The 14942-nt window shown below is 66.9% G+C and carries 15 protein-coding genes; 5 read left to right on the top strand and 10 right to left on the bottom strand.

The window, feature by feature from the left end; translation table 11 throughout:
- Positions 1-23: 23 nt before the first annotated feature.
- Entirely contained in the window at positions 24-146 is a 123-nt protein-coding gene (locus tag C479_RS16940; RefSeq protein WP_275039666.1) for a hypothetical protein, read from the bottom strand.
- Positions 147-188: 42 nt separating this feature from the next.
- Positions 189-500, bottom strand: a complete 312-nt coding sequence (locus C479_RS11650) for a DUF7091 family protein (protein ID WP_007702644.1) — start codon at positions 498-500, stop codon at positions 189-191.
- A 337-nt stretch (positions 501-837) separates the two neighbouring features.
- On the opposite strand from C479_RS11650, the gene C479_RS11645 reads away from it, so the two are divergent.
- Positions 838-1767, top strand: a complete 930-nt coding sequence (locus tag C479_RS11645; RefSeq protein ID WP_007702642.1) for a nucleic acid-binding protein — start codon at positions 838-840, stop codon at positions 1765-1767.
- 1 nt (position 1768) lies between these two features.
- Positions 1769-2395, top strand: coding sequence for an RPA family protein (locus C479_RS11640; RefSeq protein ID WP_007702640.1), 627 nt, complete (start codon positions 1769-1771; stop codon positions 2393-2395).
- Between the two features lie 60 nt (positions 2396-2455).
- On the opposite strand, the gene C479_RS11635 is transcribed toward C479_RS11640, so the two are convergent.
- The 5 genes from C479_RS11635 to C479_RS11615 all read right to left on the bottom strand — a co-directional run bounded on the left by C479_RS11635 (position 2456) and on the right by C479_RS11615 (position 7433).
- Positions 2456-2644 carry a hypothetical protein gene (locus tag C479_RS11635; RefSeq protein WP_007702633.1) on the bottom strand — a complete coding sequence of 63 codons (189 nt, stop codon included), beginning with the start codon at positions 2642-2644 and terminating at the stop codon, positions 2456-2458.
- Between the two features lie 67 nt (positions 2645-2711).
- Positions 2712-3212 carry a DUF367 family protein gene (locus C479_RS11630; RefSeq protein WP_007702630.1) on the bottom strand — a complete coding sequence of 167 codons (501 nt, stop codon included), beginning with the start codon at positions 3210-3212 and terminating at the stop codon, positions 2712-2714.
- 90 nt (positions 3213-3302) lie between these two features.
- The gene (locus C479_RS11625; RefSeq protein WP_007702628.1) at positions 3303-5174 is read right to left on the bottom strand and encodes a Rieske (2Fe-2S) protein; all 1872 of its coding nucleotides are present in this window, start codon (positions 5172-5174) and stop codon (positions 3303-3305) included.
- 303 nt (positions 5175-5477) lie between these two features.
- On the bottom strand, positions 5478-6689 hold the full coding sequence (gene ilvA / locus C479_RS11620) for a threonine ammonia-lyase (protein WP_007702623.1): 1212 nt from the start codon (positions 6687-6689) through the stop codon (positions 5478-5480).
- 327 nt (positions 6690-7016) lie between these two features.
- Positions 7017-7433, bottom strand: a complete 417-nt coding sequence (locus tag C479_RS11615) for a gamma-glutamylcyclotransferase family protein (RefSeq protein ID WP_007702620.1) — start codon at positions 7431-7433, stop codon at positions 7017-7019.
- Positions 7434-7504: 71 nt separating this feature from the next.
- Here C479_RS11615 and C479_RS11610 point away from each other — a divergent pair, with 71 nt between their 5' ends.
- Together C479_RS11610 and C479_RS11605 are read left to right on the top strand one after the other, a co-directional pair.
- On the top strand, positions 7505-8887 hold the full coding sequence (locus C479_RS11610) for an MATE family efflux transporter (RefSeq protein WP_007702618.1): 1383 nt from the start codon (positions 7505-7507) through the stop codon (positions 8885-8887).
- Positions 8888-8969: 82 nt separating this feature from the next.
- Complete coding sequence (locus C479_RS11605; RefSeq protein ID WP_007702616.1) at positions 8970-10226, top strand: hypothetical protein; 1257 nt, start codon at positions 8970-8972, stop codon at positions 10224-10226.
- A gap of 15 nt (positions 10227-10241) precedes the next feature.
- On the opposite strand, the gene C479_RS11600 is transcribed toward C479_RS11605, so the two are convergent.
- On the bottom strand, positions 10242-10484 hold the full coding sequence (locus C479_RS11600) for a hypothetical protein (protein WP_007702613.1): 243 nt from the start codon (positions 10482-10484) through the stop codon (positions 10242-10244).
- 82 nt (positions 10485-10566) lie between these two features.
- The gene (citZ, locus tag C479_RS11595) at positions 10567-11715 is read right to left on the bottom strand and encodes a citrate synthase (protein WP_007702611.1); all 1149 of its coding nucleotides are present in this window, start codon (positions 11713-11715) and stop codon (positions 10567-10569) included.
- A gap of 170 nt (positions 11716-11885) precedes the next feature.
- Between citZ and C479_RS11590 the strand changes: the two genes are divergently transcribed.
- A complete protein-coding gene (locus C479_RS11590) occupies positions 11886-13370 on the top strand; it encodes a stage II sporulation protein M (RefSeq protein ID WP_007702608.1) in 1485 nt (494 codons plus the stop codon).
- A gap of 73 nt (positions 13371-13443) precedes the next feature.
- On the opposite strand, the gene C479_RS11585 is transcribed toward C479_RS11590, so the two are convergent.
- Complete coding sequence (locus tag C479_RS11585; protein WP_007702601.1) at positions 13444-14841, bottom strand: hypothetical protein; 1398 nt, start codon at positions 14839-14841, stop codon at positions 13444-13446.
- Positions 14842-14942 lie beyond the last annotated feature (101 nt).

Here is a 14942-nt window from a genome sequence, read left to right as displayed (position 1 = left end):
AACTGACGAGCGACGAGCGCCCGCTACGTGAGGAGACCGAGCACGTCGAGGAGTTTGTCGACGTAGTTGTCGTATTTCCCTTCCTTCGGATCGTCATCGTCGGATGCCGCCTCGGAGGACGTCTCGGACCGTTCGTCGCGAGCCATGGCGCTACAACGTCCTAACGGATTGATAGTGTTGTCCCCGTCTCACCACGTCTCGATCCGCCCGGCACGGACGTCCTCCGCACAGCCCTCGCAGTCCGGGTGGCCCGCCTCGAAACACGCCGGACGGAACTCCTCGTCGAGCAGGGCGGCGCGGCGTTCGGTGTGGCGACGGCAGACGATCTTGGCCCGGCCCTCCTCGTCCGAGGGAATGCCACGGGCGTTCCTGGCGTGCTGGTAGGATTCACGGGCCTCGGCGAGTTGGTCGTCCGTCGAGCGCCGTAACGACTCGTACTGCCGACCTGCCTCCTGCAGTTTCCGTGTGAGGAGCCGCTTCAGGCGTCGCCGGTTGGACATGTCGATGCCATCCCTTCGTCCGGCACCCACATAGGCCCGTCGCCGCCCCGCGCATTCGCAGCCCAAAACGTCGATAGGGGCCGCGCATCGAACGGTTTCAGCAGGTCAGAACGGGTCAAGCTCCGCAGGGAGCACGTCCGGGACGATCCAGTCAGAGAGCGTCTCCCAGCCGAGCGCGTCGTCGCCTGGCCGGGCGTTCGTGTCGAGTCCCGTCCGGTCGGCGGGTCCGCACCGAATCGCCCGACAGAAACACTTTCGCCCCGGTTACGGCACTTTAAATACGATCGGGCACCAATCGGCGTATGCCTCCCGTTGAACACAAGAGGAGGCGAGCACTATGAGCGACGTTAGCCAGCACGCGGCAGACATACACGAGCAGTTTTCAGACCATCTCGACGTCTCGGTCGACGACGTCGAGGACAGACTCACGACGCTCGTCGACGAGTACAAGGTCCCCATCGAGGAGGCCCGACGCAGCGTCACCAATCACTACTTAGAACAGGCGGGCCTCGAACGCGAGGACATCGCGAGCGGCGGCAGCGAATCCGTCGAACTCGCCGAGATCGACGAGCCCGAGCAGTGGGTCGACGTGACGGTGAAAGTGATCGAGCTCTGGGATCCCCGGAGCGATTCGGTCGCACAGGTCGGCCTCCTCGGCGACCCGAGCGGGACGATCAAATTCACGAAGTGGGCCAAATCCGAGCTCCCGACACTCGACGAGGGCGGCGTCTACCGCCTCGAGAACGTGGTCACCGACGAGTACCAGGGCCGGTACTCGGTCAAGTTGAACAAGACGACCGTCATCGAGGAACTCGACGACGACATCGAGGTCGGCACCGACACCTCCGAGATCGAGGGCGCGATGGTCGCCATGCAGAGCGGCTCCGGCCTCATCAAGCGCTGTCCCGAGGACGACTGTACGCGCGTCCTCCAGAACGGCCGTTGTTCGGAACACGGCGAGGTCGAGGGTGAGTTCGACCTCCGGATCAAGGGCGTCGTCGACGACGGAATCGACGCCCACGAGGTCATCTTCGACCAGGAGGCGACAGAAGCACTCACGGGAATCACCCTCGAAGAAGCCAAGGAGATGGCGATGGACGCGCTCGACACGACAATCGTCGCCGACGAGATCGCGGACGAGATCATCGGCACCTACTACCGCGTCGAGGGGCCGACGTTCGGTCGATACGTCCTCGCCGACGACGTCACGGAGCTCGACGAGCCGGCGGATCCGGATCCCCTGCTGATCAGAGCGAGGTCGATGTAACATGAGCCAAGCAGAACTCTCGCGCGAAGTCGCCCGCCGCGTCTTCGCCTCGGAATTCAACGACGCGACGTACACGTTCAAGGAATCGGACGACGAACGCGCGCCCAACTACGCGCTGTTGCCCACCGGCGATCGGGCCAACCGCGTCTTCGCCGTCGGCACCCTCACCGAGACCGAGGACGTCGGCGACGACTCGGAATACTGGCGCGGCCGCGTCGTCGACCCGACGGGCACCTTCTTCGCCTACGCCGGCCAGTACCAGCCGGAGGCCGCCGCCGTCCTCCGCGAGGCCGAGGCGCCCGAGTACGTCGCCGTCGTCGGCAAACCGCGCACCTACGAACCCGACGATGGATCGGTCACCGTCTCGCTGCGACCCGAGTCCATCTCGATCGTCGACGAGACCACCCGCGACCGCTGGGTCGTCGAGACCGCAGAACGCACGCTCGACCGCATCGAGGCCTTCCAGGCGTGGGAGGCCGAGCGCGACGACCCCGAGGGCGGCTCGACCGCCCCGACGAACGAGTACGCCCAGCTCGCCCGCGAGGAGTACGACTCCCCGGTCGAGAACTACCGCCAGGCCGTCGTCCAGGCACTCGAGAGTCTGGACGAACTCGAAGCGACGGCGTAGGGACACAGACGCCTGTCACCGACACGCGTTTTTTACCGTCGTTCCGGCTGCCACGCGACGCTACAGAAACCGACGACTGAGAAGAACGATCGCAACCGCTGCCGCGAGAACGCCGATGATCGTCGGGACGAGCTGGCCGTCGCCCCACTCCCAGCCGAGAAACTGCGTGCCGACGACGGCGATGATCGCGACGAGTGCACCGAGTGCGGTCCCGATCGTCGAAGAGTCACCGCGGCCGAGGCTCACCATGCGTGTCGCTATGCGATACACGTTGAAATAATTTCAGGACGCACAGGCTGCGACCGCGCCGAGACGTTCACTCGTCGACGAGATACTCGTCCTGGACGGCGACGACCTCGCTCGAATCCGCGCAGTCGGCGTACCGTCGCAGAGGCTCTTCGTTCAGTTCGAGGAAGGTTTCGCCCCAACGGAACGGGTCGAGCAGTTCCTCGGCGTGGCCCTGTTCGCCGAGGATCCACAGCCCGGCGGCCAGCGCCTCCACGGTGGTCAGGCGGAACGGCCGGCCAAAGTTGACTGGATTGGCCGCGACGAGGAAGGGCAGTGCGCGGTGTTCGCCGGGCATCGAGAAGGCCGCTTCGCCGGCGGACTCCCACGAGCAATCGAGCGCGACGAGCGTCTCGAGCGCTCCATCCCGGTCGGCGGGCGACAGCGCCCGTTCGGCGTGGGGATTGAGAACGACGCCGTAGGGAACCTGCCCCATCGAACGATGGAGGATCGCCTCGTCGAAGCGCTCCAGCCGCCGAGCCGTGCACTTCTTCGGGTCGTCGTCGCCCTCGTAGTAAACGTGGACCTCCACTATCCCTGCCCCTCCACGTGTGGTCCTACGGGCCGCGGGCGAAAAGCGAGTCGGTTCCGACTGGTCGGGTAGCCGAACCGCCGGTGGCGCTCACCCCTCGTGAACGCGCTCGCCACGGTTCAACCGGGCCGCGATGGCGAACGTCTGTTCGGCCTCCCGATTCGTCGGGAAGTGAGCAGCCATGTAGCGTGCCGTCGCGACGAGCGGGAGCCGTCGGTCCGCGTCGGTTTCCGCGAGCGAATGCTGGCGAAACGCCGCTTCGACGTTCTGGAGGGTGTGGAAGCCGGCGTCCTCGCGGAGGAGTCCGTGACCGAGCGTGCGTTGCAGGTCGGCCGGCTCCCCGCCGCAGTCGAAGTACTCCGCGACGAGTCGACCCGCCTCGTTCACCCGTCCCTTCTCGTCGAAGGTCGCCAGAAGGTCGTCGCGAACGTCGCCCGGGTTGCGACCGGTCTCGTTGTCACCGGGTTCCGGGATCGGGGCCGGCGGTGTGTTCAGGAAGCGGTCGAGGTAGACGCTCAGTGCGGCGTCGAACACGCCGCGGTAGAGCGCGACGGCGTCGGTCCGGCGGGCCGCCTGGTGGACCGCGTTCGCGTAGGTGAACGTGTGGTGGACCGTGTTCCAGTCGCCGAATTCGTTCGCGGTGCCGAACTGTGCGACCCGCGTCGTGGCCGCTCGCGTGACTTCGGCGGCGAGGTCCGCAGTTGTCGCGCCGTCTCGAATCGCATCGGTGAGCGTCTCGACGATGGCCGCCGGATCGTCGCCCAGGAGCGTCTCCCGGAAGCCGTCTGAGCGAGACCACGATTCGCCCTGCCCAGCTTCGACGAGCGACTCGATTCCGCTCGTCTCGGTCACGTCGCCGCCGTAGACCTCGGCGAGGAGGGCGACGAGATCGACGGGCTGGCGCCACGACGAGGACTCGTCACTGCGCGTCGCGGTCGCGAGCGGCTCGACGAGCGAGGCGAGCGTGTCGGCGACCAGCCCGTCACCGCTGCCGGTGGCGGACGAGCCGGCTCCTGTGCCGGCCGCGCTCGCATCCGCCGCTTCTGTCCCGACTCGGCCGCCGTCGGGCCACCCCACCGTGTCGAGGCTCTCGAACGCCTTGTTCGCGAAGTCGAGCGTGTGGCCCGTCGAAAGGTAGGGGTGATCGGTCGCCGCCGTGAAGACGAGGTCGGCGAGCGCCGCGTCGTCGTATCCGGCGGCGACGGCGGTCCGCAGACAGCGCTCGGCGCCATCCTGATCACGGACCTCGATGCAGTCGCGAAACCAGGAGCGAAGCCTGTCCAGTGATACCTCATCCGTCGAGAACGACGGCTGGTCGAATTTGGCGGGCTGGCCGGCACAGTCGGCCGCCACGTGGCGAATGCCGGTATACAGGGCCCGCTTGCGGTCGTCCTCGTCGAGCACGCCCAACAGGTTCGCCATACAACCCTGAATCGTCAGTCCGGACGACCAGCCGTCCTCGCGATACCGAGTGCCGAACTCAAGCGCCGTGGTAAGCGGGTCCTGCGGATCGACGTCGGCGTCGAGCAACCCGATCGTCGACTTCGCGACGACGAGCCGGAGGTTCTCCTGCAGGCCGCTCTCCAGCCGGTCCGCCCAGTGTTCCGCAGGCGGTCGGTCGAGTGGTGGATTTGGATCGACGTGGACCGTCCCGTCGCGAATCTCGACGGGGTAGGTCTGCACATCGTCCGCCCACGGATCGAACGTGTCCCCGCAAGACAGTTCGAACCGCGCGTGATGCCAGTGACAGGTGAGGATGCCCTCCTCGACGGTTCCGTCCGACAGCGGGAACCCCATGTGCGGACATCGATTATCCACCGCTCGCACCGCTCCCTCGTGATGAAAGAGCGCGATAGCCGTCCCCTCCGGCGTGACGAGTTTCCGACCCTCCGATTCGAGTGCTGCCGCGTCGACGACCGGGACGAACCCGTCCGCATCAGCCTCGTTCGCATCTGATTCCATGCGAACAAGCACCAGCGCAGATAACAAAATCGTTCCCTGAACCGTGTTTTTGTTTCTGAACTTATATAAATGAGAGACGGGATGGCCGGGAGCGCGTGATCGCGACAGCGATCCGCGCGAGCACGGGGAAAGGCAGGTAGATACTGGCGATTTCACCGCGAGCGAGTCCGCGTTGCGGACGAGTGAGCGGGCCGACGACTGACCCAGAAGCGCCGCTTCGCGGCGCTGGCGGGGAAGAAGGAGGCTTTTCATCAACGTTTTGCCGAGGGCGCGGCCGTGCCGCGCCCGCAGCGCAAAAGGTTGTTAGTCGAGTTGTTCTACCTCGTACCCCGACTCGCGGAGCGAGTTGACGAGGGCGTCGGCATGGTCGTGGCCGCGGACCTCGAGTTCGAGTTCGATCTCGGCGTCCGAGAGTTCGATCTCGCGGGAGGTGCGGTCGTGGTGGATGGAGTAGATGTTGGCGCCGTGGTCGGCGGCGATGGCGAGCAGTTCTTCGAGCGAGCCGGGGCGGTCCTTGAGGACGGTGCGCAGTTTGAGATAGCGCCCCATCTCGACGAGGCCGCGCATGATGACGGTCGTGAGCGTGTTCATGTCGACGTTGCCGCCGGAGAGCAGCGGGACGATCACTTCGCCTTCGTCGTAGTCGAAGGCGTCGAAGATGGTGGCGGCGAGACCGACCGCCCCAGCGCCCTCGACGACGGTCTTCGAGCGTTCTAAGAGGTAGACCATGGTGACGGCGATCTCGGCGTCGGTGACGGTGACGACCTCGTCGACGTACTCCCGGATGTGATCGAAGGTCCGATCCCCGATCGAGCGGGTGGCGATGCCGTCGGCGATGGTCTCGACGTCGTCGATGACGACGCGTTCGCCCTTCTGGAGCGAGGGGGCGGCGCTGGAGGCGCCGGCGGCCTGGACGCCGATCACGCGGATGTCGGGGTCGATGCCTTTGACGGCGGCCGCGATGCCGCTGATGAGGCCGCCGCCACCGATCGGGACGACGACGGTCTCGACGTCGGGACACTCCTCGACGATCTCGAGGCCGAGGGTTCCCTGGCCGGCCATGACCTGCTCGTCGTCGAAGGCGTGGACGTAGGTGCGATCTTCCTCGCGCTCGATCTCGTGGGCGCGTTCGGCCGCGGCGTCGTAGTTCGCCCCGTGGAGGACGACCTCGGCGCCGTAGTTCTCGGTGGCCTTGACTTTCGCCGTGGGCGCGTGTTCGGGCATGACGATGGTCGAGTCGACACCGACGCGGGTCGCGGCGAGGGCGACGCCCTGGGCGTGGTTGCCGGCGCTCGCGGTGACGACGCCTTTCTCCTTCGCCGCGTCGGAGAGCGTCGCGATGCGGTTGGTCGCGCCGCGAATCTTGAACGCGCCGGTGCGCTGGAAGTTCTCGTGTTTGAGGTGGACCTCCGCGCCGGTCATCGCGGTGTAGGTGTGTGAATACTCGAGGGGTGTCCCGCGGGCCGTCTGGGCCACGCGCTCACGGGCGGCCTCGATGTCTGCGAGTTCGAGCATACCGTAGCCTACACACAGGTCACTGTTAAGGATTGTAGTCGGTGCGGGCGTAGCCCGATAGCGCCAGGCCCGCCCACCCCCAGTGTGGTGACCCGGATCAGACAGGATTGCGGGTCGGTTCACGTGCGAGAGGGAATACTGGATGCACGGCGTGTGTCGTGCATCTGTACTCGGGGCCGGGGCCCACATAAACGTAGGGGCCCCGGAGTGAAAGTGAAACCGGAAGACGGCGTCGGGGAAAATCGATCGTCAGACGGAAAGCGGACGGCCGTCATTCGTGATGGCAATACAGAGAGCGGTGGAACCGATCAACGGACACGCAGGACGTTACGACCGCGGCCCGACGACGTCGCAGTCGGCGACCTCGTCCTGGACCCGCGATTCGAAGGATCGGTCACCGGGCCACTCGGCGTCAGCGTCGAGACGGGACGGCTCTCCCACGTACGTCCAGACGCGGTCAGCGTCGATATCGGGATGTGAACACGAGACGGCGACGCGGACGTACAGCCCGCGGTCGACGCCCTCGTATTCGTCGAGCGCGTTGAGGCCCGGATCGTCGACGGCAAGGAGAGATCCCTCGACGGACCCGCCGGGTGCAAGCGTCGGGTACTCGCCTTCGACGCAGTGGAGTCCGTCGAGTATCGCGGGTCCCAGTTGCGCGGCATCGGCGGGACCGACGACGGTCTCGACGCGTGCTGGCTCGGTGAGCGTACCGTACACGAAGCAGGTGTGTTCGAACGTCACTATCGGAGGGTGAACGCCACCCCACTTTCCGTTATCGGCACACTCAAATCACCACCGATGTTTCGGATCGTATGAGCGATGGGGGCGTTCGCTCGCGGATGCTCGCCGTCTGGAAGCGCGTCATCGGCCTCGCGTGGCCGATCATGGCCGAGCAGACGACGCGAACGCTGATGCGGACGGTCGACATCATCATCAGCGGCATGTTCTCGCCGGCGGCGATCACCGCGATCGGACTGGCGGACCTCTACGCGCGCCTCCCGCTTCGCATCGGCCTCGGTCTCGGCGGTGGCGCGATCGCCCTGTCGAGTCAGGATACCGGCCGCGGAGCGGGCGATACCCGCGACGAGGCCATCACGCAGGCGATCGTGCTCGGGGCGATCGCGGGCGTTCCGTTCGTCCTCTTCGGGCTCGTCCTCTCCGAGTTCGCGATCAGCGTTCTCGGCGGAAACGCCGCCGTCGTCGCCTACGGGTCGGTCTACCTCGCACTCGTCATGGTGACGGCGCCGGCACGGCACGTCGGCCTGATCGCCGCCCGTGCGCTGCAGGGCACGGGTGACACCGTCTCGCCGATGGTCGTCAACGTCGTCGCGAACGTGGCCAACGTCACCGGGTCGGTCGTTCTGGGACTCGGCCTCTTCGGCGCGCCCCGCCTGGAGATCGTCGGCGTCGGGATCGCGACGGCCGTCGCCAACGTCTTCACCGCCATCGTCCTCGTCGGCGTCATCGCCAGCCCGTTCCGGCAGGGACGCCTCGTCCGCCCGACGGACTGGGTCGTGACGAAACAGCTCGTCGCGGTGAGTACGCCGCGCGTCGGCGAAGGGATGGTCGCGACGGCCATCGAGTTTCCCTTCAACTCCCTGCTGCTCCTCCTCGGGACCGAGGTGAACGCCGGCTATCAGGTCGGTCGGCGAGTGTACCAGCAGATCACGAGCCCGCTCGGCCGGGGCTACAACGTCGCTGCGAGCGTCGTGGTCGGGCAGTCGCTCGGGGCGGGGAAACCAGAACAGGCGCGGTTCGAGGGGTGGGCGATCGCCGCGCTCGGCCTCGCGACCGTCGGCGTGATCGGCATCGGACTCGCCCTCGAGGCTGACACGTTCGTGGCAATCTTCACCGACGACACCGAGACCGTCGAGTACGCCATCACCTTCGCCGTCGCCTACGGGCTCGGGGCGCCGTTCCTGGTCACCTACATCGTCATCGCCGGCGCGCTCCAGGGCGCCGGGGAGACGAAGATTCCGTTCGTCGCCCGGGCGAGCGGACTCTTCCTGTTCTACCTCTGTGGCTCGTACGTCGCCGCCATCCCCCTCGGCTACGGCGCGGCCGGCGTCGGCGCCGGCATCGTCGGCTACTTCGCCTGGTCGTTGCTCGTCGTCACCGTCGGCTTCAGGTACGGCGACTGGGCCGGGAAGGCGGCGCGGATGATGGACGAACGCACGAGTTCGGAACGCAGCTGATCGGTCCGGTAGAGACAGTTCGACGAGAGACGGGCCAAGATATGGGGAAAGGTTTTCGGCGAATGCCTCCATACGCACGGTCGTGCGGATCGAAATTCGACCCCAGCTGGCGGTCGCGTTGCTCTTTGCCGTCCTGTTACTGACCGTCGGGGGGTCGATCGCGAGTTCGGAACTCGACGAACCCGCTCAGCGTGGCGAGATCACGACGGAACCGCTGGAAGACGGCTCGGAACTCTGGCCGTACACGAGTCGCGGCGAGACGACGGGTCAGCGCACGCTGGCACTCAACGTCATCGTCTACGGCGACGCCGACGTGACGGAACGATACCTGCGAGAACGTTCGACCGGCAACTGGGAGGAGCTCGAACCGGAATCGAGAGACGTCGCCCCCGACGACGAGGCCGTCCCCGCGACGAACAACGAGTCGACGACCGCCTGGGGGCAGGCGGACGGGGCAAACCGCTACGCCTACGTCGAGACGCCCTCGGGGACCGGCCACTGGCTCCCCGAGTCCTACCAGCTCAAAGACGGGACGTACCTCGGCGACCGTCACCACATCCGGGCATACACCGATCCGGCGAACGGCAACTGGACGGCGATGCAGGCCCACCGCGAGCACTGGGACTGGTTCCAGCTTCGCCACACCGTCCACGGCATCGAGGACTCCCAGTCGTACGTCGAATCGGAGTTCCTCGATCGCTGGTTCGTCGAGGAACTGAATCGCCAGCACGTCGGCAACGACCGCAGCGCCGACGCCGACGGCTGGATGACCGTCGTCAAACTGCGTGGAAGCGGATCGCAGGCGGCACTCTCGCTGTTACTGCTGGGCTCGATTTCGCTCCACTCCTGGCGACGCGAATCGCTCACTGACTGGTGGAACAACGATAGTGTTCAGGAGAGCGTGCGGGCGCTCGTCGTCGTAACCGCCATCGTCGCGTTCTACACGGCGATCAGAGTAGCCGGTGTCGAGGCCGAGCAGTTCCTCGTAGACGCCCCGCCGAAGGTGATCGTGGCCGTCCTCTATCCGTCACTCGTCCTCGGCCTCCCCGTGGTCACCTACCTGAGCGCACGCCAGCTTTCGGCGACGCACGCCTTTACCGCCGCGTCGCTCGGGTTCGTCGTCGCGATGTTCTTCGATTACACGAGCATGGGCGTAACGACACTCCCGCTCAACACGATCGTCCACCAAGCCGCTCTCGCGACGGCACTCGGGTTCGTCGCTGCGGGCGCCTCCCAGACCGCCCGATCGCCGGTCGTAGAGCCGGGGCACGTCCGGACCGGCGTTCTGCTGTGGGCCGCCGCGATGTGCATCCCGCTGCTTCGTTATCTCGGCATGTGAACGGGGTCGACGACCTCAATCCGGACTTCGGTACGGACGTTCCCAGGTGGGCGTCACCCGCGTGTACAGCACGACGCCCGAGAAGATGACGACGTAGAGCAACCAGGAGGGCTGTTCGAGCCAGTCGAACGTCGCCGACGCGACGAACATCCAGCCGAGTAACAGGGCAGCGTCGGCGACGATCCGACCGCCGTTGTGCCGCAGGTACGCGAGCAGACGTCGCGGCCGCGACTCGATGACCGGGTGCTCGGAGGCCATACGGGGACGTGTAGACGGGCGACAATAGGCGTGTCGGCGCTCGCATCCTGACGACCGCGACGGGCGGTACAGCCAGCGATCGTTATCGCTCGTCGATCGGGACGTACTCCCGCTCTTCGGGGCCGATGTAGCGTCCGCGCGGGCGGATCAAGCGATTGTCCGCCTGGTATTCGAGGACGTGTGCGGTCCAGCCGCCGGTGCGGCTCATCGCGAAGATGGGCGTGTACATGTCGATCGGGATGCCCAGCTGATAGTAGACCGACCCGGAGTAGAAGTCGACGTTGGGAGCGATTCCTTTCTCGACGAGGCCCTTTTCCTCGGAGAGGTAGTCCTCGATGGTCGTCGTGATCTCGTACCAGGTATCGTCGCCGTTCGCGGCGAGTTCCTCGCTCCGGGCCTGGAGGATCTTCGCACGCGGGTCTTTGACGTTGTAGACGCGGTGGCCGAAGCCGGGGATGCGTCGGCCCTCGTCGGTCGCGCGCTGCACCCACTCGCGGGGGCCGAGGTCGCTCTCGTCGATCTCGAACATGACCTCCATGACGTCCTGGTTCGCCCCGCCGTGGAGCGGGCCGGAGAGGGCGCCGACGCCGGCCGTGACGGCCGCGTACATGTCCGCCATCGTCGAGCCGACGACCATCGCGGTGAACGTCGAGGCGTTGAGGCCGTGGTCGGCGTGGAGGATCAGCGCCTGGTCGAACGTCTCGGCGGCCACGTCGTCGGGTTCCTCGCCGGTGAGCATGTAGAGGAAGTTCGCCGCGAGCCCGAGGTCGGGGTCGGGATCGATCGGCGATTCCCCCTGGCGCACGCGATCGTACGCAGCGAGGATCGTGGGCGTCTTCGCGACGATCCGGCGGGCCTTCCGGCGGGCCGCCTCGCGATCGTCGGCGGGGGCGTCGGCGTCTCCGTCGGTCGCCGAGAGCATCGAGACGGCGGTTCGCATCGCGGCCATCGGTTCCTCGTCGGCCGCCGCGAGCGAACGAATCGTCTCGAGAACGGCGGCGTCGATCGCCCGTTCGTCGGCCATCGCGGCCGTGAACTCGTCGAGTTCGTCCCGCGTCGGGAGGTGGCCCCGCCAGAGCAAGAAGAGCACCTCCTCGAAGGATGCCTCGGCCGCCAGGTCCTCGATGTCGTAGCCACGGTAGATCAGCCGGCCCGCGTCGCCGTCGATCGAGCTCAGCTCGGATTCCGCGGCGAGTACACCTTCTAGCCCTTTGGTGAGCTCGTCAGCCATACCATTGACTTTCGGTCGGTAGTGGAAAAGAGTTGCCGTTTGCGAGGGATTCTACCACGCGATTGCTGGCGATCCGTCGCCGATCGTCCGTCCGGACACGGACACTTGTCCACACGTCGCCCGGCGAAATCGGACGGATAGTTTAACTGTCGGCTCGTCCAACCCCCGCTATGCGACTGGATCGTGCCGTTTCGACGGCCTGGCACGTACTGAGAAATCGGCCGTCGGATCTGCTTCCGCTGTACGTCCTCGGGCTGGCAATCGGCGGGCTCACGCAGGCGGGCGTCCTTCTCGGGGCCGCACTGATCGGCCTCTACCTCTCGCTGACCGGCCGGCTCGAGACGATTCGGGACAATTTCTCGAGACTCGGCGGCCCACCAGACCCCGAGCGCGCGCCCGACGCGTTCGCCGCGTGGACCGAATCACTCGGGGCAGCCCTGGAACCGGCGATGACGCTTCCCGTCGGCGTGATCGGGATCGGGACGGCCCTCGCCGTCGTGCTCGTCGCCGTCCTGACCACGGCCGCTGTCACCGCCGGTCGGCTCGCCGGCAGCCTCGGTCGACTCCGGGACGAGCGAGGCCTCGTGGCCGGCCTCGCCGGTGCCAGACGGTACTGGCGTTCGATCCTCGCGCTGTACGTGCTCGAACTGGTCGCCTGGATCGGTCTCACGCTGCTGGCCGTCCTCCTCGCGCAGGCCGGTCCGATCGGCGTCCTCGTCGCCGTCCTCGGCTGGCTCGTCGGCGCCATCTCGGTCCGTGCGATCTTCGCGTTCGCCCCCGTCGCCGTCGTCGTCGACGAGACGGGCGCCCTCTCGGGCCTGCGATACGCAGCCAGTTACGTGCGACACCGACCGATCGAGGCCGCCGGGTACTACCTCGTCGCGATCGTCGCATTCGTCGGGTTCGGCGTCGTCACGGCTGCACTCGGGCGCCTCGGCGTCGCAGCCGGAACGGGGCTTGGCTACGCGCTATTCGTCCTCCCGTTGCTCGACCTCGTAAAGACGACGCTCTACGGGGGCGGTCGGTTCGCCATCGACCCGCCGGCCCGGGTCGAGCGGTCGCTCGTCGGTCAGGTGGTACGCGGCCTCGGTCGGAGTCTGCGCGAACTATTCGGGTTCGTCAAGGCGGCGCCCGGCGTCCACACTATCGCGACGGTGACGCTCGTCGGGGGTGTCGTCGCGGGCTGGTTCCTCGCAGCACCACTCGCGGGCGCCGTCGAGAGTTCTATCGCCGGACGGCTGGTCGGCCACTCGGCACCAGTCGCCGCGGCCGAGTTCTTCGGCAACAACTGGACGGTCGCACTGACGATGGCGTTCGCCGGGTTCTTCGCGGTCGTCCCGGCAATCGTCACGCTCGCGTTCAACGGACTCGCCATCGGTGTTGTCGCCCGCACCGAAGTCGAACTGGCCGAGTTACTCGCCTTTATGGCACCCCACGGCGTGATCGAGCTGCCAGCAATCGTCGTCGCCGGCGCCGTCGGCATCTTCCTCGGGACGACCTGGGTGCGGACCTGGCGCGGGTCGGGAAGCCGCCTCGAGCTGGCCGACGCCCTGGAACGGGCGTTCTGGGTCCTGCTAGGCATCGGCATCCTGCTCGCAATCGCCGCCCTGATCGAGGGATTCGTCAGTCCCTACTACTGGCGACCGTTCCTGTAGGCCCCGGTGACGGGGGACGGACGACCGGTCGACTGATTTGTGCGGTGCTCTGCGGAACCGAGGTACCGCCACCTCAAGCGTAGGCCTCGAACTCCTGGCCGAAGACGAGGAAGTACGCCGTTCCGACGAGACCGATCACCGTGGCGAGGACGAACGCGAGTGTCGGCGACCCTTCGACGATCGTCGCCCCAGAAAGCGGGTTCGAGAGGCCGGACCAGAGAACCCCACCCAGCGCCGCGCTCGGGATGACCAGCACGTTCCTGACGAGGTAGTACGAGCCGGTCACGCGCCCGCCGGCGTCCCGGTCGGCGGGGCCGACGATCAGCGCCTTGTGCGCGGGCAGTCCCGCGAATCTGAGCCCGGAGAACGCAAAGAGGGCGGCGACGACGGCGGCGTTCGCCGGTGCCGAGATCAACAGGGCAGGGAAGAGAGCGTAGACGGCGAAGCCCAGCGCGACGACCGGTTTCAACCCGACGCGTTCGGCGAGTTTCGACGCGGGGATCATCACGAGTAGGGCGACCAGCATCTCGAGGGCCAGGAGGAGCCCGAAGAACGCCTGGGGTGAGAGCGCGTCGCCGAGGACGGGGAGCGAGACCGGCAGTGTCAGCCCGACGGCGAGTTCTCGGGTAACGACGAGGACGAAGAAGACGTAAACCATTCCGTTGGCGAATCGGACGAGTGCGTCACCGACGAGCAGCGGTTTCAGCGGTTCCGGAAGGCTCCCGAGGTCCTCGCGGATCTGCGCGACGCCGGCGAACTCCGAGCCGAGGCTGTCCTCGCTCGCGTCGTAGAGGACGTGCTGGGCGACGGTTCCCAGAATACCGAACCCGATCGCGATGGCGAGGATCCACTGGAAGGCGGTGACGACCGACGCTGCGGACAGGGCCTCGGCCGTCGGCCCACCGAACGCGAGGAAGACGGCCGCGGCGAGCAGCGGCCCGACCAGAAACGCCGTCCGGCGGAACGTCTCGGTGCTCGCGAACCCCGCGGCGAGACGCGACGGCGGAACCGCCTGTTTGACGATGGCGAACGTGGCGCCGAGGCCGAACGACTTCCAGGCCTGCGAGAAGAGCAGTCCGACGAAGAGCGCGACGATGGCGAGCGACGTCGGTCCGATCGTGACGTCGGCGAGTGCGGGCGCGACGAACCAGATCGCGAACCCGGCCGTCGAGATGGCGCCGAACGCCGTCAGCGCGTACCGCGAGCCGATTCGGTCCGAGATCGCCCCACCCGGATAGGGATAGACCGCCGAGACGACGTTCCCGACGGTCCCGAACAGCCCCACGGCGATCCCGCCGGCGCCGAGGGCGACCATGTACTCGGCCATGTACCGGCTCGTCATCTGGAAGCCGAGGCTGAAGGCGAACATCGCGAGCGAGAGCACCAGGATGTCTCGCTCAAGCGCGAGAAACTGCCTGACTGGATCCAGCGGATCCGGGTCGGCGTCGGTCGCATCCGCCGTATCACTCATGGCGAGGCGTGTGCGGTGGATCCACTTGTCGATTCCCGTTTCGGGCCCGGCCAGCCAGCTCGATCGATGATTCGGTCGAGCGGACCGATCAGTCGCTTTGT

The organism is Halovivax asiaticus JCM 14624 (genome assembly GCF_000337515.1).
GTDB lineage: Archaea > Halobacteriota > Halobacteria > Halobacteriales > Natrialbaceae > Halovivax > Halovivax asiaticus.
Note: the sequence above shows the minus strand (reverse complement) of the source record. Positions and strands in the feature narration are given on the sequence as shown.

What these genes read in the sequence shown, in the direction of transcription:
- C479_RS11650 (WP_007702644.1), bottom strand. Translation starts at nt 500, where the DNA reads ATGTCCAACCGGCGACGCCTGAAGCGGCTCCTCACACGGAAACTGCAG.
- C479_RS11600 (WP_007702613.1), bottom strand. Translation starts at nt 10,484, where the DNA reads ATGGCCTCCGAGCACCCGGTCATCGAGTCGCGGCCGCGACGTCTGCTC.
- C479_RS11640 (WP_007702640.1), top strand. Translation starts at nt 1,769, where the DNA reads ATGAGCCAAGCAGAACTCTCGCGCGAAGTCGCCCGCCGCGTCTTCGCC.
- C479_RS16940 (WP_275039666.1), bottom strand. Translation starts at nt 146, where the DNA reads ATGGCTCGCGACGAACGGTCCGAGACGTCCTCCGAGGCGGCATCCGAC.
- C479_RS11645 (WP_007702642.1), top strand. Translation starts at nt 838, where the DNA reads ATGAGCGACGTTAGCCAGCACGCGGCAGACATACACGAGCAGTTTTCA.
- C479_RS11610 (WP_007702618.1), top strand. Translation starts at nt 7,505, where the DNA reads ATGAGCGATGGGGGCGTTCGCTCGCGGATGCTCGCCGTCTGGAAGCGC.
- ilvA (WP_007702623.1), bottom strand. Translation starts at nt 6,689, where the DNA reads ATGCTCGAACTCGCAGACATCGAGGCCGCCCGTGAGCGCGTGGCCCAG.
- C479_RS11590 (WP_007702608.1), top strand. Translation starts at nt 11,886, where the DNA reads ATGCGACTGGATCGTGCCGTTTCGACGGCCTGGCACGTACTGAGAAAT.
- C479_RS11635 (WP_007702633.1), bottom strand. Translation starts at nt 2,644, where the DNA reads ATGGTGAGCCTCGGCCGCGGTGACTCTTCGACGATCGGGACCGCACTC.
- citZ (WP_007702611.1), bottom strand. Translation starts at nt 11,715, where the DNA reads ATGGCTGACGAGCTCACCAAAGGGCTAGAAGGTGTACTCGCCGCGGAA.
- C479_RS11625 (WP_007702628.1), bottom strand. Translation starts at nt 5,174, where the DNA reads ATGGAATCAGATGCGAACGAGGCTGATGCGGACGGGTTCGTCCCGGTC.
- C479_RS11585 (WP_007702601.1), bottom strand. Translation starts at nt 14,841, where the DNA reads ATGAGTGATACGGCGGATGCGACCGACGCCGACCCGGATCCGCTGGAT.